Origin of the sequence: Bradyrhizobium sp. dw_411 (genome assembly GCF_018449695.1) — a bacterium.
Lineage (GTDB): Bacteria > Pseudomonadota > Alphaproteobacteria > Rhizobiales > Xanthobacteraceae > Bradyrhizobium.
Map to the genome: position 1 here is coordinate 72418 of NZ_JAAVUY010000007.1, position 18998 is coordinate 91415.

The 18998-nt window shown below is 62.4% G+C and carries 17 protein-coding genes; 8 read left to right on the plus strand and 9 right to left on the minus strand.

The genetic code is table 11. From position 1 onward, the window contains the following. Positions 1–34 precede the first annotated feature (34 nt). On the plus strand, positions 35–580 hold the full coding sequence (locus tag HB676_RS13655; protein WP_213738338.1) for a response regulator: 546 nt from the start codon (positions 35–37) through the stop codon (positions 578–580). A 24-nt stretch (positions 581–604) separates the two neighbouring features. Then, complete coding sequence (locus HB676_RS13660) at positions 605–1183, plus strand: Hpt domain-containing protein (RefSeq protein ID WP_213738339.1); 579 nt, start codon at positions 605–607, stop codon at positions 1181–1183. A 131-nt stretch (positions 1184–1314) separates the two neighbouring features. On the opposite strand, the gene HB676_RS13665 is transcribed toward HB676_RS13660, so the two are convergent. From HB676_RS13665 to folE, 4 genes are all read right to left on the minus strand, one after another. Continuing rightward, positions 1315–2490: a DUF2336 domain-containing protein gene (locus HB676_RS13665; RefSeq protein ID WP_213738340.1), complete on the minus strand. Its 1176-nt coding sequence runs from the start codon at positions 2488–2490 to the stop codon at positions 1315–1317. A gap of 170 nt (positions 2491–2660) precedes the next feature. After that, positions 2661–3743 carry a transglycosylase SLT domain-containing protein gene (locus tag HB676_RS13670; protein WP_213738341.1) on the minus strand — a complete coding sequence of 361 codons (1083 nt, stop codon included), beginning with the start codon at positions 3741–3743 and terminating at the stop codon, positions 2661–2663. A 178-nt stretch (positions 3744–3921) separates the two neighbouring features. Continuing rightward, positions 3922–4350, minus strand: a complete 429-nt coding sequence (hisI, locus tag HB676_RS13675) for a phosphoribosyl-AMP cyclohydrolase (protein ID WP_213738342.1) — start codon at positions 4348–4350, stop codon at positions 3922–3924. A 127-nt stretch (positions 4351–4477) separates the two neighbouring features. After that, positions 4478–5161 (minus strand): GTP cyclohydrolase I FolE, encoded by a 684-nt coding sequence (folE, locus tag HB676_RS13680; RefSeq protein WP_213738343.1) that lies wholly within the window; start codon positions 5159–5161, stop codon positions 4478–4480. Positions 5162–5383: 222 nt separating this feature from the next. Here folE and HB676_RS13685 point away from each other — a divergent pair, with 222 nt between their 5' ends. Continuing rightward, complete coding sequence (locus HB676_RS13685) at positions 5384–5839, plus strand: iron-sulfur cluster assembly scaffold protein (protein WP_213738344.1); 456 nt, start codon at positions 5384–5386, stop codon at positions 5837–5839. A 130-nt stretch (positions 5840–5969) separates the two neighbouring features. Here the strand turns inward: HB676_RS13685 and HB676_RS13690 are convergent, their stop codons facing one another. After that, positions 5970–6884 carry a hypothetical protein gene (locus HB676_RS13690; RefSeq protein WP_213738345.1) on the minus strand — a complete coding sequence of 305 codons (915 nt, stop codon included), beginning with the start codon at positions 6882–6884 and terminating at the stop codon, positions 5970–5972. Between the two features lie 244 nt (positions 6885–7128). On the opposite strand from HB676_RS13690, the gene yidD reads away from it, so the two are divergent. Together yidD and HB676_RS13700 are read left to right on the plus strand one after the other, a co-directional pair. Further along, on the plus strand, positions 7129–7458 hold the full coding sequence (yidD, locus tag HB676_RS13695; protein WP_213738592.1) for a membrane protein insertion efficiency factor YidD: 330 nt from the start codon (positions 7129–7131) through the stop codon (positions 7456–7458). A 106-nt stretch (positions 7459–7564) separates the two neighbouring features. Next, positions 7565–7735 carry a hypothetical protein gene (locus tag HB676_RS13700; RefSeq protein WP_213738346.1) on the plus strand — a complete coding sequence of 57 codons (171 nt, stop codon included), beginning with the start codon at positions 7565–7567 and terminating at the stop codon, positions 7733–7735. 29 nt (positions 7736–7764) lie between these two features. Here the strand turns inward: HB676_RS13700 and HB676_RS13705 are convergent, their stop codons facing one another. After that, positions 7765–8997 (minus strand): hypothetical protein, encoded by a 1233-nt coding sequence (locus HB676_RS13705; protein ID WP_213738347.1) that lies wholly within the window; start codon positions 8995–8997, stop codon positions 7765–7767. A 2-nt stretch (positions 8998–8999) separates the two neighbouring features. Next, positions 9000–10382 (minus strand): APC family permease, encoded by a 1383-nt coding sequence (locus HB676_RS13710; RefSeq protein WP_213738348.1) that lies wholly within the window; start codon positions 10380–10382, stop codon positions 9000–9002. A 314-nt stretch (positions 10383–10696) separates the two neighbouring features. Here HB676_RS13710 and HB676_RS13715 point away from each other — a divergent pair, with 314 nt between their 5' ends. Continuing rightward, on the plus strand, positions 10697–12019 hold the full coding sequence (locus HB676_RS13715) for an alpha/beta hydrolase (protein WP_249780237.1): 1323 nt from the start codon (positions 10697–10699) through the stop codon (positions 12017–12019). 20 nt (positions 12020–12039) lie between these two features. Here HB676_RS13715 and HB676_RS13720 read toward each other — a convergent pair whose 3' ends face one another. Beyond that, positions 12040–13221 (minus strand): MFS transporter, encoded by a 1182-nt coding sequence (locus HB676_RS13720; RefSeq protein ID WP_213738349.1) that lies wholly within the window; start codon positions 13219–13221, stop codon positions 12040–12042. 205 nt (positions 13222–13426) lie between these two features. Between HB676_RS13720 and thrS the strand changes: the two genes are divergently transcribed. Together thrS and HB676_RS13730 are read left to right on the plus strand one after the other, a co-directional pair. Beyond that, positions 13427–15472 carry a threonine--tRNA ligase gene (thrS, locus tag HB676_RS13725; RefSeq protein ID WP_213738350.1) on the plus strand — a complete coding sequence of 682 codons (2046 nt, stop codon included), beginning with the start codon at positions 13427–13429 and terminating at the stop codon, positions 15470–15472. A gap of 92 nt (positions 15473–15564) precedes the next feature. Continuing rightward, positions 15565–16128, plus strand: coding sequence for a nitroreductase (locus HB676_RS13730; RefSeq protein WP_213738351.1), 564 nt, complete (start codon positions 15565–15567; stop codon positions 16126–16128). Positions 16129–16452: 324 nt separating this feature from the next. On the opposite strand, the gene HB676_RS13735 is transcribed toward HB676_RS13730, so the two are convergent. Further along, positions 16453–18882 carry an EAL domain-containing protein gene (locus HB676_RS13735; protein ID WP_249780238.1) on the minus strand — a complete coding sequence of 810 codons (2430 nt, stop codon included), beginning with the start codon at positions 18880–18882 and terminating at the stop codon, positions 16453–16455. Positions 18883–18998: the final 116 nt, after the last annotated feature.

Consider the following 18998-nt stretch of genomic DNA (forward strand, 5'->3'; position numbering starts at 1 on the left):
ACCGTCCGTGCCGGCATGCCCTTAGGGCCTGGCCATGTTTCGCATCGACTTCAACAAGCTGCGATTTCTTGTCTGCGACGACAATCCGCACATGCGCCGCATTCTGCGCACGCTGCTGCATTCGTTCGGCGCACGCGAGGTCTATGAATCCGAAGACGGCGCGACCGCGCTCGAAATGTACAGCCATTACGTTCCCGACATCGTCATCACCGACTGGTCGATGCCGATTTTCGACGGGCTCGAACTGGCGCAGATGATCCGGCAGCCGGAATCGAAGGGCAATCCCTTCGCGCCCATCATCATGTTGACGGGCCACTCCGAGAAGCGGCGCGTGACGGTGGCGCGCGACGCCGGCGTGACCGAATTTCTGGCCAAGCCGATTTCAGCCAAGGGGCTTTATCAGCGCATTCTCAACGTCGTCGCCAATCCCCGCCCCTTCATCAAGACCAAGACCTATTTCGGCCCGGACCGCCGGCGCAATACCACCACTGCCTATATCGGCCCCGAACGCCGCGTCGGCGGCGAGGTGGAAGTGCTGCAGCAGCCATCGCTGCTCGACAAGGCGCGGACCCCGGTCTAGCGCACCGCGCCAAAGGAAACTGTCATGGCGAAACAAAAGTCTTCATCGCTGCAGGTCAGGGCTTACGCCGACCATCACGTCATCACGCAACCCAATCCGCTGCGGAGCGTGCTGCGACGCGTTGCCGAAAAGGACCTCGACGACCCCGTCGCGCGTGCCGAAAAAGCTCTCGCCGGCCTGTCGGGCGAATTCAAGAACTGGATGGAAACCGAAACCGGCCGGCTCGCGGCCGCCCATGCCGCCATTCTCAAGGACGGCTTCACCAAGGCCTCGCGCGAAGAACTGTTTCGCGCCGCCCATGACATCAAGGGCGACGCCGCCACCTTCGGTTTTCCGTCGGCCGCCGCCACCGCCGAGAGCCTGTGCCGCATCATCGAGCACGCGCCAGATTTGGCCAAGGTGCCGTCCAACCTGATCGCGCACCACATCAACGCCATCCAGGCCATCGTGCATGAACGCACCAAGCTCGATACCGCCAGCACGGCAAGCGAGTTGAGCCGGCGGCTGCGCGGGGTCGCCGACGAATATCTGGCACACGCCAATCGCGACCGGCCCGATCACCTCGAAGCGATCCTCTCGCCGAGCATTGCGCCGGCGGATTGATCCTGCGAACAACGGCAACGTAGGGGGGCAAAGGCGCTCTTGCGCCGTGCCCACCATTTTAAACCGATGTTGGTCTGACGATGGTGGGCACGCTTCGCTTTGCCCACCCTACGACGGTTGATGGAGCGTACTTAAGCCGCGATCAAGCCGTGCTCGATCGGCGCGATCGCCTCATCGGCCATCAGCTCGTCGCAGAACATGCGGGCTTCTTCGCGGGCCGACTCGGTTGCAAAGCGCCGCAGCAGGATCAACAGCGGTTCGGCGGCCTGCCGGTCGGTTTCGCAATAGGTCAGCACGCGTTCGACCATCCGGCGGCGCAGCCGTGTCGCGCCTGCGTCGGTATCGACAAAGCCGGTTTCGTGGCTGACTTCGAGCGCCATCTGGAACGCCGCGAAGGTCGATTCCGGCAACCCGGCGCGCCGCAGCAGCGCGTGCAGGCTGGCGGTGCCGCGATCATGCAGCAGCGCGGAGACCCGCGCCCGCGGCAGACCGGACAGCTCCGCCAGGGAAGCATCGAACAATTCGAGATTGCCCGACAACAGCGCACGCAGGATCAATCCAGCCGTGAGCTGGCCGGTGGCGCGCAGGTGCCGAACCAGGCCACCCATGTCGTCGCCGCGCGAGGCCGCCGCGATATTCACCGTGGAACGATCGCGCGCCTCTATCGTCACCCGCTCCGCACGGTCGGCGCTGAGCCAGTTGCGGGCGACCACGAACTGCGCCAGCGTATCGGATAATTTCGCGACCAGCGCGGCCCGCGTTGCGGCCGGCAGGCCGTCGAGCACCAGCATCGATTCCCGGATCGCGGCGAGATGGCCGTGACGCTCGACGATGCGATCCCAGGAGAATGGCGCCAGCTCCGCATAGGCGTTTTCAATCAGCTCGAGTGCCGCGGCCGGCGTGCCGACTTCGGCGATCGCGGCGGATACGGAAGCCGGCAAATGGATGCGGCGGGCGATCGCGCATTGGGTTTCACCATTGCCGGTCGCGACGAGGTCGACGAGATCGGTGTCGATCAGAAGCGGCGAGTGTTCGAGGACCGGAAGCGCCACGGATGGCTGATCGACCGACAGCGCCTGCACGATCGCGGCGGGCGCCTGCGAGCTTCGCGCAAACACTTCGGCCATGGCCTGGCGCACCAGCGGCGAGGCATCGTCGAGCAGCATCAACAGCGCGCCTTCGGCGGCGCCACGGTCTTCCGGGGTGAGATCCGAAACCAGCCAGGCTCGCGCCAATGACCGCGTCGCCTCTGCCCGTTCGCCCGCCGGAGCGGTACGAATCCAACTAATGAACTGCCGAACGATCATGGTCCTGCCGGCCTACGCAACTTGAAACGACACCGTGACGCGGTGCCACTGTCATAGAAAATAAACCACGACGCTTAACAAAGCGTTCACTATAAACGACTGGTTTTATTGACGTTTTGTTAAGGGCTGCAGCGCGGCGGCAGATTGCGAAATTCAGCGGAGGCGGATTATCAGCCGCTGAACGTGCCGTTGCGATCGCTGAAGAGATCGAGCCCTTGCGAGGTTCTCGCCGCTGAATACGGCACCGATGATGCGGTCGCGGTAGCGACCGGGCTTGTCGCCGCAACCGGAATTGCAGAAGCAACCTGAGTTGTTGCAGCGACCGGAGTTGAAGGCGTTGGCATGTCCGACGTCAGCGAACCGGAATTGCCCCACAATTTCCGAACCGTCGAAGAGACCGGCTGAAACAGCGATCGGAAAGTCGGATCGGCTGGCGCAGTGTCCGAAGTGGACGCAGAAGCGACCGTGATCGGCGCTGCTGCGCGGGTATCCGGAAAACTCTGCAGGAAACTTGCATTCTCGTACGGCGCGGTCTGCGCCGCGCTGGCGACGGCCGTGGTCGTAGGCGCGCCGCCCACCGCCGCCATCGCGCTGCGCGACGCCTGAGAGTTGGCCGCGGCGGTGTAACGCGATGTCAGCACCGAATAGACTTCAGAGACACTGCGCGCGCCCCCGCTGCTATCGTAGAAGATCGAACGGTTGGCCGCGGCGGCGTTGGGAAACAACTGCGCGCCGGAGGCTTTTGGGTTGTCCTCGGCATTGCTGATCAGCCTGGCCGCGCCACCTACTCCCATGAAGTGCGCCATATAGAGTTCGGCATCGGTCGGGCGGCGGCCGATCTTGCCGGTGAGATTGAAACTGTTGGATTGGGTCAGGATGCCAGCCATCGCCGAAGCCACAACAGGATCGTCGCGCAGCTTCATGATCGCCGAGCGCGCGGTGGGATCGCTGACCGAATAGCTGCCGGCGGAGGATTTGGAGATCGCATCGGCATATTGGCCGTAGCCGAGCGCGGCGCCGGCTTCCTTCACGGTGCCGAGCCAGGTCTGGTCGATGAATTGATAAAGCCCGTGCGCCGACGAGGTCGAGGCGCCCGCGGCCGGATTGAAGTCCGATTCCATCTTCGCGGTGGCAACCAGATATTCGAAGCTGGCGCCGGTGGTGCCTGCGGCCTGCTTGATTGCGCCGGCAACCCGCAGGCGCGATGGGTCGACACCTGCCGTGGCGGTGGCGTTTGATGTGTCGGCCGACATGCTTTGGTCTCCGCTCCCCGCGAAACGACCCACTCGGCCTGATCGAAAGCTCCCACTGACGCCCAGGCCACGATCACAGTGGCGCGATTATGGTTAATGCGGGGTTAAGGGAGCTCGACCCTCCCCACTGTCGTCATTCCGGGGCGCGCGTCTTCGCGCGAACCCGGAATGACGGAAATCACTCCCGATAAACCGCCTTGGGATCGAACACCTTGTCCGCATCCACAAACGACAGCTTCGCCCCGCCTTCGCCGGTTTCGACCTTGCGATAAAAACAAGAACGGCGTCCGGTGTGACACGCGGCGCCTGACTGTTCGACCCGAATCCAGACCGCATCCTGATCGCAATCCATCCGCAACTCGATCACGCGCTGGGTATGGCCTGACGTCTCGCCCTTTCGCCACAGCGCCTTTCGCGAGCGGCTGTAGTACCAGGCTTCGCCGCTGGCAATGGTCTTGCGCAGCGCCTCGTCGTTCATATGCGCGACCATCAGCACATCGCCGCTCGCGGCATCGGTCGCGACGCAGGTCACCAGACCCGACGCGTCGAATTTGGGCTGGAACGCCAGCCCTTCTTCGAGGTCGTGATTATGTGCGGATGCAGACACGGCAGTCCTCGCAAATTCGAAAACGAGGACTAGAGCCCGGTTCTGATTGAATCAGAACCGGGCTCTAATCTCATGTTTTGACGCGTTTTCTTCACGCGAACCGGTATCCACTTCGCTCGAAAACGCTTTAGCGCTGCGGCCCTCGCAACATGGACAGGAAACGCGACTGTTCCGCCGGATTGTCGCGGAACATGCCGGTGAAGCGGCTGGTGAACGTCGACGCACCGTGCTTGGCGACGCCGCGAACCGACATGCAGGTATGCTCCGCCTCGATCATCACGGCAACGCCGCGGGGCTTGAGAACCTCATCGATCGCGGCTGCGATCTGCGCGGTCAGATGCTCCTGGGTCTGCAGGCGGCGCGCGAAGATATCGGTGAGGCGCGCCAGCTTGGACAATCCTACCACCCGCTCGACCGGCGTATAGGCGATATGCGCCTTGCCGTAGAACGGCATCATGTGATGCTCGCATTGCGAGGTGAATTCGATGTCTCGAATGAGCACGAAATCGTCGTAGCCCGCGGTCTCGCCGAAAGTACGATTCAGCACTTCCGCCGGGCATTGATGGTAGCCCTGGTACAATTCGTCGAACGCTTCGACCACCCGGCGCGGCGTATCCACCAGACCCTCGCGGGCCGGGTTCTCGCCGATATAGCCGAGCAGGACCAGAACGGCCTGTTCGGCTTCGGCGCGCGACGGACGCGGCTGGTCGGCGCGAACCGCGGCGGCCATGAATTCGGCAGGATCGAGTTCGGCCGGCCGGGTTTCCAGCGGCTTCGCATCAGGGCGGATGGCTTTGATCAAGGCGTCCATGTCAACTCCGTTCGACCGGTCAATATGTGAGACCGGAGTGTCACCGGCAGACGGGGCGGCACGCCGCCAGACGCCTGAGTCCGAATATTCCAAATCGTGACGGCTGAACTGCCCGGCCCGCAAATCGGCCGGGCTGTATTTCCGCCGTCGCCGACCATATATAGGACCGACGGCCACGGTCGCCAAGGGCGTTCGGACCGGCAAGCCCGAGACCCCAATCCCATGCTGAACGACATTTACAACAAGCGGATCATCGAACTGGCCGGCAATATCCCCCGGCTTGGGCGACTGCCCGCGCCCGACGCCAGCGCCACGGCGCATTCCAAGCTGTGCGGCTCGACCGTCAAGATCGACCTCAAAATGGACGGGCCCGTCGTCACCGACTTCGCCCATGACGTGAAGGCCTGCGCGCTGGGCCAGGCCTCGTCCTCCATCATGGCCAGCCATGTCGTCGGCTCGACGGCGGACGAGTTGCGCGAACTGCGTGAGACCGTACGCAAGATGCTGAAGGAAAACGGCAGCCCGCCGCAGGGCAAATGGGCCGATATCGCCCTGCTCGAACCGGTACGCGACTACAAGGCGCGACACGCCTCGACCCTGCTGACCTTCGATGCCGTGGTCGATGCGATTGGCCAGATCGAAGCGAAGAGCACGCAGCCGGCTTCGGCGCAGGGGTGAAGAACTTCCGTCATTCCGGGGCGTGCGCAGCACGAACCCGGAATCTCGAGCGAACAACCTCTAGATTCCGGGTTCGCTCGCTTTGCTCGCGCCCCGGAATGACAACAAAACGAATTGGATCTACCGCCGCCTACTTCGCCGGAACCGCCGCGACGCCGCCGGTCGGTACCAATGCCTCAGCGGTCTTGGTCGATTTCACGACCGGCGCGATCGGCTCGTCGTCCGTCGTGCTGCTGACAAAACGATCCTGCACCGACTTTGGCGGCAACGCGGCGACCGGCGTCGAAGCAACGCTGTCATTGCGCGGCAGCAGCTCGGCGACGGCATCGGTGGTAATGAGATTGGTCAGCCGCAATTCGGCAGCCGAGAGTTCGTGCAGGTCTTCCCACGGCGGCACGTTGAGCGACAGCAGCAGCAAATCGCCTGCACCGCCCATGTCGAAGGTATATTTGGTCAGCCGGCCGATATCGCGCTCCACGATCATCAGATCCTGCGCGGTGTAGCTTGCGGCCCGCGGATCGTCGGCGCGATCACCCATCCAGATCTGATGCACCCGGACATGCGCCGCCTCGGGCACGTAACGCGTCTTGCCTGACAAGAGCAGGAACACGCACATCGACTCGCAATAGGCCTCCGGCATGACGCGGGCGCGCTCGCCCTGCGGGGTATGCACCGAAACGCTGATGCCGACAGTGGTCATCATGCCCAGGCCACGCCAGCGCCGTCCGAGCGCGATGGAATCATTGACCGAGCCACCGCTGGAATCCAGCACGACGGTGGCGCCATGCAATTCACGCCCGCGCGCGAATTCCTCGAACTCATGCGGGCTATCCGACGTCACGATGCCGACCGCGCTGACCCAGCCACGGCAATCCGGCTGGCACGCGACCCAGTTGAAGTGCATCGGCAGTTTGCGTTCTTCGAGAGTGGCAGCGGCGTGCGCCGAACCGCCGAGCATGGCGAGCGCGCCGGGCAAAGCGATGCAAAGGGCGGCGGCGCCTGATAGCGCCCAGCCGCGAAGATCAAGCGATCTCACGAGCCTCAATTTGGTTCCTTCCCCAAGCCCCGAACCCGGACAGTGGCAACGGCCAAACTTCAACGCCACATGATTCTGTCATACCGGCGTAATGAAAAAGGTAACGCCGGTTGACCCATGCGTCTATCAACAATTGCTGCACTGCCCTCACAACAAAGCGATATTTTGGCGATGTGACTCCCAAATGCATCGCTGCTCTGGTTCCCTGCTTGGGAACCGTGCAAATGATCGTCGAACAATGAGCAACGCGCCTATGAAATATTCGTACTGCCAAAGCTGCGCCGGCGCGGTGCAACGGCTGCCGCGCAATGCCGGGCGCGGAATGATCTGGGTGTACCGGCACACGCTGTCGCCGCTGGTCGGTTACAACTGCCGTCATCTGCCGACCTGCTCGGTCTATGGCGACGAGGCGATCGAGCGGTTTGGTTTGTGGGCTGGCGGCTGGATGACGCTGGCGCGACTGCTGCGGTGCCAGCCCTGGGGAACTTCCGGGATCGATAATGTACCGCTGACGCGGCCGCCCGGCGCGCGATGGTATCTGCCGTGGCGGTTCGGGCGCTGGCGCGGCGTCAACGCGCCCTGAGATGTTTCGCAGCAGCACTTCCAAGCAAAGCGTGCATTGCTGCCGCGCCGGGAACTGAAGCTTCATCAGCGTATTGGTTCGATGTCTTCAAGGGAGGACGTCAACGATGCGCTGGAAAATCAGCCACCACGGGAGCCACGATCCCCGCCAGATCGATCTATTGGCGGTTGTTGCCCTCTTGATTTTGATTATCGCGGCCTTTCGGTATTTCGGTGAAAGCCCGGCGACGCCCGTCACCACAAGCTTCATTGTGCCGAGCCAAAGCGTTCGGTGGTGAGACCGGCTCCTTAATTCGAAACGCGAGAGCTATCTGGAAAAGAACAGCGTGCGCCCTGAATCTGCCGGAGGCGGTGGCGGGCGGGGCCGCTTGGGCCGCGCCGGTGCCGGCGCTGCAGGCTCGGCCGGTGGCGTTGCATCCACGCTTCCCGTGGCATCGGGAGGCAGCTTGACCGACAGCAGCAGGTTGGATTCATACGACCGCCAGCGATAGCCGATGCCGAAATCCATCGGCTGGGCGCGCTGGAACAATTCTGCATAAGACTGCTGATACCGCCCGGGGAATTCGGCGATCGGACCGGCGTAGCGCCCGAACGGGAAAAACCGCCATTGTTTGGGGCTGTAATTGTTGAGCGGAATACCTGAATCGTCCTGGATGATGGTCGCGCTGTTGGCGAGAATGAAATCGCGCACCGTGGTGAAGTTTCCCGCGTACAGCAAATATGACGCGCTCTTGAGCAGGCTATTGCCGGGCGCCAGCCCTTCGCAGAATTTCAGGAAGCCCGAACTCTTGACGCCGCTGTTGGAAAGATCGGTCGAGAAATAATACAGCGTCTTGGCTTCGCCATCGCTGCCGGCGAATACGATCCGCACGCCGCGCGTCGCGTTGGGGCCGACATTTTCGTTGGCGAAAAACGCGGTGCCCTTGTTGTCGAGCGCGACCGGACTGACGTCGCGAATGGTCTTGCCCGAACGCGCCAGGAACACATAGAGGATCGGCAAGGTGCCGTTGAGCTGCCCTTCCCGCAGATCGACCTTCATCAGTTTGGTGATGAAGAAGCTGAAATTCAGGATCGCCGCCATCGAATGTTCGACATTGTTGAGCGCCGGACCGAGGCTGCCGCGCGGCAGTTTGGTCAGATCGGGCACCGACCCCGGCGGCTCCAGCGCGCTCAGCACATAGGTTGTCGCCTTGGGATAAAACGCGTTGGCGTAGAGAAAATCGGGACCGCTGAACATGTAGAACATGGTCGGCCGCGGCGCCGCCAGATTTGTCTCAGACCATGTCCGGATTTTCGAAAGCTGGCGCTGCTCGAGTTGCGCGAACGAATTATCCAGAAACCGCGCATGGCGCTGCCACGCCGGGTCTTTGGTGAGCGGCGTCAGCGGCGATTCCGCCGACGGCGCCATGCCCGCCAGGAAAAGCGCGGTGTCGTTCGCGGTCACGGTGTCGGCGGCGCGCCCGGGCAAAACCGCCGCAAGCAGCATGGCCGCGGCAAGCGCCGAAACTCTGAGCGTTGCAATTTTCATGGGTCGAAACATCTCTATTCGCGACGTGGCGGTTGGTCCGACAACGCAGTTACGGGATCGGCGCCGTTCCGTTTGCGGAAAACAGCGTAGATCAACAGGCCTGAAATCATAATTAAAACACCGAGAAACGACTGCAGCGGCCGGCCGGTCACAAGATAATACATCATGAACAGTGTCACGAGCAGGAAAACCAACGGCGTGATCGGGTATCCCCAGGCGCGATAGGGCCTCGGCAAGTCCGGGTGGGTAATCCGCAACTTGATGACGCCGAGCACGGTGAAGAACGAACAGAACAACAGCGCGAACTGGATGAAATCCAGCACCGCCTCGAAACTGCGCGTGAACAGCATCAGGCTCGCGACCACGAGCTGAAACAGGATGGCGTAAACCGGGGCGCCCTGGGCGGATTTGCGGGAGAAGATCGCAAAGACCGGAATGTCCTCGCCCATCGTCATCATCACGCGCGGACCGATCCACATCATCGCGCTGATCGACGACACCAGCCCGATGCAGATCATCGCGCCGACGATGCGACCGCCGATATCACCGAAAATATACGTGCCGGCGATGCGCGCGACATCGAGTTGCCCGGCCAGCTTGTCGATCGGCGCGGTATGCAGAAACACCGCGTTGAGCGCGACATACAGCACCAGCACGATCGCGGTCCCCGCCAGCATCGCGCGCGGCAGGTTTCGCTGCGGCATGTCCATCTCGCCGATGATGTAGGTCGCGGCATTCCAGCCCGAAAACGAATACATCACGAACACCAGGCTGATCGCGAATGGCGCGCTGGCGATGTAGCCGAATTCGGAAACATGGGGCGCGAACGAAACCGGTTGCGGCGTGCTCACGGCAAACCCCGCGATCAGAAAACCCACGATCAGCAAGACCTTCAAGATCGTCGCGACCAGTTGAAAGTTGCTGGAGTGCCGCACGCCGGTGAGTTGCACTATCGACACCAGCCAGACCGCGCCGACCGCCAGTGCCAGCGGCGGCGCTCCCGGCAGCACCGATTTGCCGTATTCGCCAAAGGCCATCGCGGCCAGCGCGACCGGCGCGGCGAAGCCGACCGTCGCCGACACCCAGCCGGCCAGAAAGCCGAACGCCGGATGAAAGGCGCGGCTGAGGAAATTGTATTCGCCGCTGGAGCGCGGAAACATCGCGCCGAGTTCGCTGTAGGAGAACACGCCGCACAGCGCGACGATGCCGCCGACGGTCCACAGCAGCAGGATCGCAAAGCCCGAGGGGATGTCCTTGACCTGAAAACCAAGACTGGTGAAGACCCCGACGCCGACCATGTCCGCGACGACGATCGCGGCCGCCACCACCACCGATACCGTAGAGCCGCCGGGCAGCCGGCCGGGCCGTGCCGCGCCTCCCGTTTCCAGTGCCGTCATGCCAGCCCACACTTGGGGGTGCCCGCGCGCCCCATTTTTTGATCGTGCAGGTTGGCCCCCGCCAATTCAAGCAATGTTAACAATGATTTAAATCCTGCTGTGATTTTGGTATCTTGATACCTTTTGAGGGAAAGGAAGCCGTCCTGGGCCACCGTATCGTTGCGAAAGAAGGGCCGCGGCCCACAATCACGACACGATTTTGTGTTCTTTGGGCCGTTCCGGGAGTGGGGAGTATTCCCGGAGGGTTAACGTCCTCGCAACACTAGCGAGCTGAGATACGCCGGAACGACGGCGGATATTGGGGCAGTGGGTGGATGGTCGGAGTTACTCCGAAATCTGGGACATTTGATCGCGAGGGCTTGGCGGCGTCGCCGGGCGCATCGCGTCATGTTCCGCCTCGCGCAGCCTGGCGCTGGGCCGCCATTCTCTCGGTGTTTGTGCCGCTCTCTTTCATCCTGGTTCAATGCGGACAGGCGCCGAGCGCCGGCACGCTGGCCGCCAATGTGCAGGGATCCTCGGGTGGATCGTCGGGCGACAATTTCGACGAACGTTTCCCCAAGCCGCAATTCAAGGATCGCTTCCCGACCGCGAGCGAAAGCCTGGAGCAGCGCCAGGCGAACGTACAGCAGGCAAGCGTAAACGACGACCCGCCCGCCCGGCGCAGCGTGCAGACCGTGCCCTACCGCGTCGCCTCCCTGGCGCCGACCGTCCCCTATCAGCGGCCGCCGCATGAAGACACGACGACGCTGGTCAGCCTCAAAACTTCGGCCTTCCCCTATTACGGCAACAATCCCCGCACCGACGCGCCGTTCCTGAATGTTTCAGACGGCGAGCGTCGCGGCCACCGCAGCTACAGCGGCCGCGTGCTCTGGCAGGACACGACCTTCAACGACAATCGCACGCTGATGCACGTCCCGGAGAATTTCGACATCCACAAGCCGGGCGTGATTGTCGTGTTTTTCCACGGCAACGGCGCCACGCTGGAGCGCGACGTGCGCGACCGGCAGTTGGTGCCGCGACAGATCACGGAATCCGGCGTCAACGCGGTGCTGCTGGCGCCGCAGCTTGCGGTCGATGCCGCCGATTCCAGCGCCGGCAAATTCTGGCAGCCGGGCGGCCTCAAGCGCTTCGTCGCCGAGTCAGCCGATCATCTCGCCGAGATGTACGGCGATCCCTCTTCCGCCAAGACCTTCGCCAATATGCCCGTGATCATCGTCGGCTACAGCGGCGGCTTCGTGCCGACGGCCTGGAGCCTCGAGGTCGGCGGCCTCGGCAATCGCGTGCGTGGCGTGATCCTGCTCGATGCGCTGTATGGCGAACTCGACAAGTTCGCATCCTGGGTCGAGAAAAACCGAACCGGCTTTTTCGTCAGCTCCTATACCCATTACACCGCACCGCGCGATCACGAGCTGATGCGCATGCTGCGGGAAAAAGGCATCGCCGTGTCGGACGACATGGATGGGCCGTTGCGGCCGGGCAGCGTGCTGTTCGTGCAAACCCCGGAAGGCGTGCGGCATCGCGATTACGTCACCCGTGCCTGGACCCACAACCCGATCAAGGAAGTGCTGGTCAAGATGGCGTCGACGCCGTCCTTGACGCGGGTCGCCGCCAGCGGCGACGCTCTCCCGAGCCGATAGCGACAATTCCTTCGCGGCTGTCAGCTTTGCGTTTTTGAAAAATTGCGCGTGGCGATCAATGTCGTCAGCGCCAGCGCGACGAAGGCCACGCCGACATATCCCACACCAAACAGAAGATCGCGCGCATACAGCACGCCGCCGATCGCCGAGCCCAGGGCCTGCCCGATATAAAGCACGGACGTATTGAGCGACACCGAGGCCGACGCCAGCGACGGCGCCGCCGCGACCAAGCGAACCTGCTGCATCGAATTGGTGGAGGCGAAACCCAGCCCCCAGATCACAACCCCGCACGCCATCGCCGCATAGATGCCGGCGCTGAGCGCCCAGACCGTGATGCCGGTCAGCACCAGGAGCGTGAACAGCAGCGAGGTCTTATAGGCGCCCCAGGAATCCACGATGCGGGTGGCGATAATGACTCCGATCATGCCCGACACGCCGTAAAGCATGAACACCAGTCCCACCGCGTCCGGACCGACATGCGTCAATTTCGCGATCAACGGACCCATGAAGGTGAAAACAGCGAACTGCCCCGACATCTGCAATGTCGTGATCAACAGCAGCACTGGAATCATCCGGTTCCGTCCGACCTCAGCCCAGGTCTTGAGATCCACGCGTGCACCGAGCAATCCCTTGGGCAGCCGCCACGCCAGAAAAAGCATCTCCAGCATCGCGACCGCGCCGATGCCGCCATAGACCGCACGCCAGCCATACCGGCTGGCGATGAACGTAATCAGCGGCAGGCCGATCGCCGCGGCCAAAGACCATCCCAGAAACACATAGGCGATGGTGCTGCCGCGTTTTTCCGGTGAAACGATCAGCGCCGCGGTGCCGGCCGCCTGCGGCGTATAGAGCGAGCCGACCGCCAGCATGATCAGTCGAATGATCAAAAGTGTGGTGTAGTCCGGCGCCAGCGCCGAGGCAGTATTGGTAAAGGCGAGCACGGCGAGGGCCGTCGTCAGCAAGGTGCGGCGCTCGACCCGGCTGGTCAGCCACGCCGTCAGCGGCGAGCCGATGCACAATACCGCCGCGCCGAACGTAATCAGCAATCCAGCGGTAGTGACGCTGACGCCGAGGTCGGACGACAATTCGATCAGCATGCCCGCCGGCGCCAGCACGGAACAGCCGGTGATGAGATTCCCCAACATCAGCGCGGTCGGAGCAAAACGGCGGCCGGCGTGGGAACCCTCGGGCAGGTTTTTCATGCAATCGCATTTAGAGCACGCAGAGCGCGAATGAAAGAGCCGGGCGGGGCGATTACAAAAGACTGTTGCGAAAAGAGCGCCGCAGGCCTGTCTTACAGGCATAATTTTCTCGAAAGAGCTGGATTGCACCGCGCGAATCCCCTGCTATACCGCTGCTTCCCGCTTACCTGCGCTCGTTCGCAGGAGTGAGCCACAGGAGACTGCCATGAGCGACGACAAGAACAAGCCCGCGTCCGGATTCCAGTACAGCCTCAGCAACCTGAAGCCGGTCGAATCCAGCAAGATCGCCCTCACCTTCCCCGACGGCGCCAAGCGCGAATTTGCACGAAACATTACCGGCCTCGACATCGCCAAGGGCATTTCGCCGTCGCTGGCCAAGCGCACGGTGGCGATGGCGCTCGACGGTGTGGTCACGGATCTGGCCGACCCGATCGAGCATGACGCCAAAATCGAATTCATCTCCCGCGACGACGCGCGCGCGCTGGAACTGATCCGCCACGACGCCGCGCATGTGCTGGCCGAAGCGGTGCAGGCGCTGTGGCCGGGCACCCAGGTCACCATCGGCCCGGTGATCGAAAACGGCTTCTATTACGATTTCTTCCGCAACGAGCCGTTCACCCCGGAAGATTTCGCCGCGATCGAAAAGAAGATGCGCGAAATCATCGCGCGCGACAAACCCTTCACCAAGGACGTCTGGGATCGCGAAAAGACCAAGCAGGTATTCCGCGACAAGGGCGAGAGCTTCAAGGTCGAACTGGTTGACGCCATTCCCGGCAACGAGCCGATCAAGATCTATTATCAAGGCGACTGGTTCGACCTGTGCCGCGGGCCGCACATGACCTCGACCGGCAAGATCGGCAACGCCTTTAAGCTCATGAAGGTGGCCGGCGCTTACTGGCGCGGCGACAGCAACAATCCGATGCTGACGCGCATCTACGGCACCGCCTTCGCCAAACAGGAAGAGCTCGACGCGTATCTCAAGCAGATCGAGGAAGCCGAGAAGCGCGACCATCGCAAGCTCGGCCGCGAGCTCGATTTGTTTCACTTCCAGGAAGAAGGCCCCGGCGTGGTGTTCTGGCACGCCAAGGGCTGGACCATCTTCCAGGCGCTGGTCGCCTATATGCGCCGGCGGCTGACTGGCGATTATAGCGAGGTCAACGCGCCGCAGATCCTCGACAAGGTGTTGTGGGAAACTTCCGGCCATTGGGACTGGTACCGCGAGAACATGTTCGCCGCGCAATCCGCCGGCGACGAGGCCGAGGACAAGCGCTGGTTTGCGCTGAAGCCGATGAACTGTCCCGGCCATGTGCAGATCTTCAAGCATGGCCTCAAAAGCTACCGCGACCTGCCGTTACGCTTGGCCGAATTCGGCGTGGTGCATCGCTATGAACCGTCAGGCGCGATGCACGGGCTGATGCGGGTGCGCGGCTTCACCCAGGACGACGCGCATGTGTTCTGCACGGAGACGCAACTCGCCGACGAATGCCTGAAGATCAACGACCTGATCCTGTCGACCTATGCGGATTTCGGCTTCGAGGGCGATCTTACCGTGAAACTCTCGACCCGGCCCGAAAAGCGCGTCGGCACCGACGAGATGTGGGACCACGCCGAGCGCGTGATGGCGACGGTGCTGCAGGAGATCCAGGCCAAGAGCCATAATCAGCGCATCAAGACCGAGATCAATCCCGGCGAAGGCGCATTCTACGGACCGAAATTCGAATATGTGCTGCGCGACGCCATCGGCCGCGACTGGCAATGCGGCACCACGCAGGTCGACTTCAACCTGCCGGAACGGTTTGGGGCGTTCTACATCGACGCTGATGGGTCGAAGAAAACCCCGGTCATGGTGCATCGCGCGATCTGCGGCTCGATGGAGCGTTTCATCGGCATCCTGATCGAACACTTCGCCGGCAATTTTCCGCTCTGGCTGGCGCCGGTGCAGGTGGTCGTTACCACCATCACCTCGGAAGGCGATGAATACGCCAAGGTGGTCGCGGCGGCGGCGCGGCGCGCGGGCCTGCGCGTCGAGATCGACCTGCGCAACGAAAAGATCAACTACAAGGTCCGCGAACATTCGCTGGCGAAGATCCCGGCGCTGCTGGTGGTCGGCAAGAAGGAAGCCGAAACCCATTCGGTCTCGATCCGGCGGCTGGGCAGCGACGGGCAAAAAGTGCTGCCGACCGACGAGGCGATCGCAGCACTGGTCGAGGAAGCCACGCCGCCGGACGTGAAGCGGGCGAATGCGGCGTAAATTAGAGACCTACTAAATGGTGACGCTTGCCAACCGGTCCGGCTCGCACGATATGCCGGACATCTGCCAAGCGACCACCTGAAAGACCCCGCATGCCCGATGCTATCGACCTCCTGAAAATCCGCCGCTCGGTAAAACCGCGCGAGATGAGCGGTCCCGGCCCCTCGCCGGCCGAGTTGGAAACCATCCTGACGATCGGCGCGCGGGTGCCCGATCATGGCAAGCTGACGCCGTGGCGCTTTATCGTATTCGAGGGCGATGCACGGGCGCGCGCCGGCGAGGTGATCGCGCAGGTCTTCGCGAAGAAAAATCCGGCAGCATCGGCGGACGAGATCGAGATCGAAAAGCGCCGGATGATGGATGCGCCGCTGGTGATCGCGGTGGTAAGTTTCACCAAACCGCACCCCAAAGTGCCGCCGTGGGAACAGGAATTGTCCGCGGGCGCCAGCGCGATGAATCTCGTCACTGCCGCGACCGCGCTCGGGTACGGCGCCAACTGGCTGACCGGCTGGTTCGCCTTCGATCGCGACGTGCTGACGGGCCTCGGCTTGAAGCCCGAGGAAAAGCTCGCCGGTTTCATCCATATCGGCACGATCTCGAAGCCGAACGAGGACCGCCCGCGCCCGGTGTTATCGGATATCGTGACGCGGTTTTAACCTCCCCCGTCCTCATCCTGAGAGCCTGACTGATAATTCGCAGGAGCCACCGTGTGTGGCTTTAAGTACCGGTTCCCGCGTAACTTTAGAATCGATTAGCGTGTGGTTCTGAAATTTTAGAATCAAGAGAAGCGAAGCCAAATCGACTGCCGCAGGACAAAAATGCCAAAGTGCGGCCGTCCTGCGAATTATGAGTCAGACTCTGAGGAGCGGCCCGTTGGCCGCGTCTCGAAGGATGTGCAGCAGTGGGGCCTCATGGTTCGAGACGGCGCAAGAGCGCCTCCTCACCATGAGGGATTATGCAGCCGCGCCGACCTCACGGCCTCACGCCGCCTGCGACGCACGCCGGCCGAACTTCGCGAGCAGCGCCTGAACTTCGGCTGCAGGTTTCGCCGCGCTGAACAGGAAACCCTGCACCTCATTGCAGCCTTCGGCGCGCAGCCAGTCGAGCTGGCCCATGGTTTCCACGCCCTCCGCCGTGGTCGTGATGTTCAGGCTGCGGCCCAAACCTGAGATCGCCCGCACGATCGCGACGCAATCGGATCGCTCCGCGATGTCCTTGATGAAGGAGCGATCGATCTTGATCTTGTCGAACGGGAAACTTCTGAGATAGCTGAGGCTCGAGTAGCCCGTCCCGAAATCGTCCATCGAGATCGAGACGCCGAGTTCGCGCAACTGATGCAGGATCGCCAGATTGGCTTCGGTCTCCGCCAGGAACAGCGATTCGGTGATTTCAAGTTCGAGCCGCAACGGTGACAGGCCGGAATGCGCCAGCGCCGAGATCACGACCTGGACCAGATTGCGGCTGCGGAACTGCACCGGTGAGAGATTGACCGCAACCTTGACGTCGTCAGGCCATTTCGCGGCTTCGGTGCAAGCCTCACGCAACACCCATTCGCCCAGCGCCACGATCAAGCCGATATCCTCGGCGACCGGAATGAAATCCGCCGGCGAGATCATGCCCTTTTCGGGATGCCGCCAGCGCAGCAGCGATTCAAAGCCGCTGATCCGGTCCGCCGCGATGTCCACCAGCGGCTGGTAATGAAGCTCGAACTCGCCATTGCTGAAGGCGCGGCGCAGGTCCAGTTCCATGTCGCGGCGCTTTTGCGCCAGCCGGTCCATCTCGCGTTCGAAGAAACGATGCACACCACCGCCGTCCGACTTTGCCCGGTACAGCGCCATGTCGGCGTTGCGCATCAATTCCTCCGACGTCGTGCCGTCGCCGGGCGACAGTGCGATGCCGATGCTGGCGCCGATCACCACCTCGATGCCGTCGATATCGTAATTGGCGCTTAAGGCCTGGATCAGCCGGTTCGCCTGATCGCTCACCTCGTTCGGCGAAACTTCCGATGTCAGGATGATCGCGAACTCGTCACCGCCGAGCCGGGCAGCGAGGTTGTTGCCGCGAATCTCGGAGCGCAAACGATCGGCCACCGCCTTGAGCAGGCGATCTCCCATCGGATGACCGAAGGAATCGTTGACGTTCTTGAACAGATCGAGATCGACGCACAAGACCGCAACACGCTTGTTGCCGGACTGGCTCTGATCGAGCGCCTGCTTGAGGCGTTGCTGATAGAGTTCACGGTTCGGCAGGTTGGTCAGGCCGTCATGATGCGCCATGTGGGCGATCCGGGCCTCGGCCTTGTGCCGCTCGGTGATATCGACCACCGCGACCAGATAACCGTCGCGTCCGTCGAACATGACGCGCCGCCCGAAGGTCAACACATGGATCTCGCTGCCGTCGGCCTTGATGTGCCGCCAGTTGCGGCTGGAATGATAGGCATCGCCGATCTGCTGCAGCGCCTCGGAATGGGTGACCCATTCGTCCTGCGGCCAGATTTCCTGCAGCTTCATGCGCAGGAAGGTCGCGCGGCTATAGCCGTAATGCTGCACGGCCGCGTCGTTGACGCTGAGAAATCCGGTGGTCTCGGCGTCGAACACCCACATCGGCATCGGGTTGTTGTCGAACAATAACCGGAACGACGACTCGCGCCGCTTGAGCGAGGTGACGTCGGACACCGTCAGCGACAGAATGTCGCCAAACGCATTCGCGCCCAGTTTCAGGTTGCGATCGTCGCTGTCGATCTCGAACTGATCGCGGTTGCCGGTCCTGATCACCTCGAACAGCCGTGCGAGGACCTCCGGCGCGCATAACAGATTGTCGCCCGCACTGAGCCGGCGCCACAACAGACCGGTTGACGGTACTTTAAGCAACCGCGACGCGCCCTGATTGTGATGAACGATCTGGAAATCGAACGGCTGGCCGTCGGAATCGCGGATCGCCGCCAGCGACAGCACGCCTTCATCGGTGGTGGCAAAAATCGCATCCAGCAGATTATATTGCGCGGCTCGCTCGTTGATATAGATGCCGATCAGCGTGCCGCCCCAGCGCGACGACGTCGGCAACGCCAGCACGTCGTAGGTCTGCACCAGACCGTCACGCACGGAATGGGCCACCGCAAGATGCGGACGGCCGCTCGAAAGCGCATTGGCTGCGGCTTCGCCCAGCGCAGTGGCGCAATCGGGCGACAGCGCGCTCAGCGGAATGTCCCAGCGGTCGTCGTCCAGCCATTTCTGGACGTAGCGACCGGTGCGCGAGATTTCGAACGCCTGATTATTTTCCTTGATCAGGGCGATATGATCGGCGAGCCGGCCAAGGCTTCCCAGCATCACATCTTCATAGCGGGGCAGTGTGTCGCCGGGCCGCAATGCCGCCTGCCATTTACGCTGCAGGATCGGGACATCATCGAACATGTCAGAGTGAAGTTTTCCCGAAGATCTCTTCACAGCATCCTTGGCACCACTCTCGGCAGTGCTCCTGGCAACAACAACCATGACATTCCCCGCAACGCAGCATCCCACTGCATCCA

Bases quoted from the DNA above. Each gene is read 5' to 3' on its own strand.
- HB676_RS13710 (WP_213738348.1), bottom strand. From the start codon at position 10,382: ATGACGGCACTGGAAACGGGAGGCGCGGCACGGCCCGGCCGGCTGCCC.
- HB676_RS13660 (WP_213738339.1), top strand. From the start codon at position 605: ATGGCGAAACAAAAGTCTTCATCGCTGCAGGTCAGGGCTTACGCCGAC.
- HB676_RS13715 (WP_249780237.1), top strand. From the start codon at position 10,697: ATGGTCGGAGTTACTCCGAAATCTGGGACATTTGATCGCGAGGGCTTG.
- HB676_RS13685 (WP_213738344.1), top strand. From the start codon at position 5,384: ATGCTGAACGACATTTACAACAAGCGGATCATCGAACTGGCCGGCAAT.
- yidD (WP_213738592.1), top strand. From the start codon at position 7,129: ATGAAATATTCGTACTGCCAAAGCTGCGCCGGCGCGGTGCAACGGCTG.
- HB676_RS13730 (WP_213738351.1), top strand. From the start codon at position 15,565: ATGCCCGATGCTATCGACCTCCTGAAAATCCGCCGCTCGGTAAAACCG.
- thrS (WP_213738350.1), top strand. From the start codon at position 13,427: ATGAGCGACGACAAGAACAAGCCCGCGTCCGGATTCCAGTACAGCCTC.
- HB676_RS13700 (WP_213738346.1), top strand. From the start codon at position 7,565: ATGCGCTGGAAAATCAGCCACCACGGGAGCCACGATCCCCGCCAGATC.
- HB676_RS13735 (WP_249780238.1), bottom strand. From the start codon at position 18,882: ATGTTCGATGATGTCCCGATCCTGCAGCGTAAATGGCAGGCGGCATTG.
- folE (WP_213738343.1), bottom strand. From the start codon at position 5,161: ATGGACGCCTTGATCAAAGCCATCCGCCCTGATGCGAAGCCGCTGGAA.
- HB676_RS13670 (WP_213738341.1), bottom strand. From the start codon at position 3,743: ATGTCGGCCGACACATCAAACGCCACCGCCACGGCAGGTGTCGACCCA.
- HB676_RS13665 (WP_213738340.1), bottom strand. From the start codon at position 2,490: ATGATCGTTCGGCAGTTCATTAGTTGGATTCGTACCGCTCCGGCGGGC.
- HB676_RS13655 (WP_213738338.1), top strand. From the start codon at position 35: ATGTTTCGCATCGACTTCAACAAGCTGCGATTTCTTGTCTGCGACGAC.
- HB676_RS13720 (WP_213738349.1), bottom strand. From the start codon at position 13,221: ATGAAAAACCTGCCCGAGGGTTCCCACGCCGGCCGCCGTTTTGCTCCG.
- HB676_RS13705 (WP_213738347.1), bottom strand. From the start codon at position 8,997: ATGTTTCGACCCATGAAAATTGCAACGCTCAGAGTTTCGGCGCTTGCC.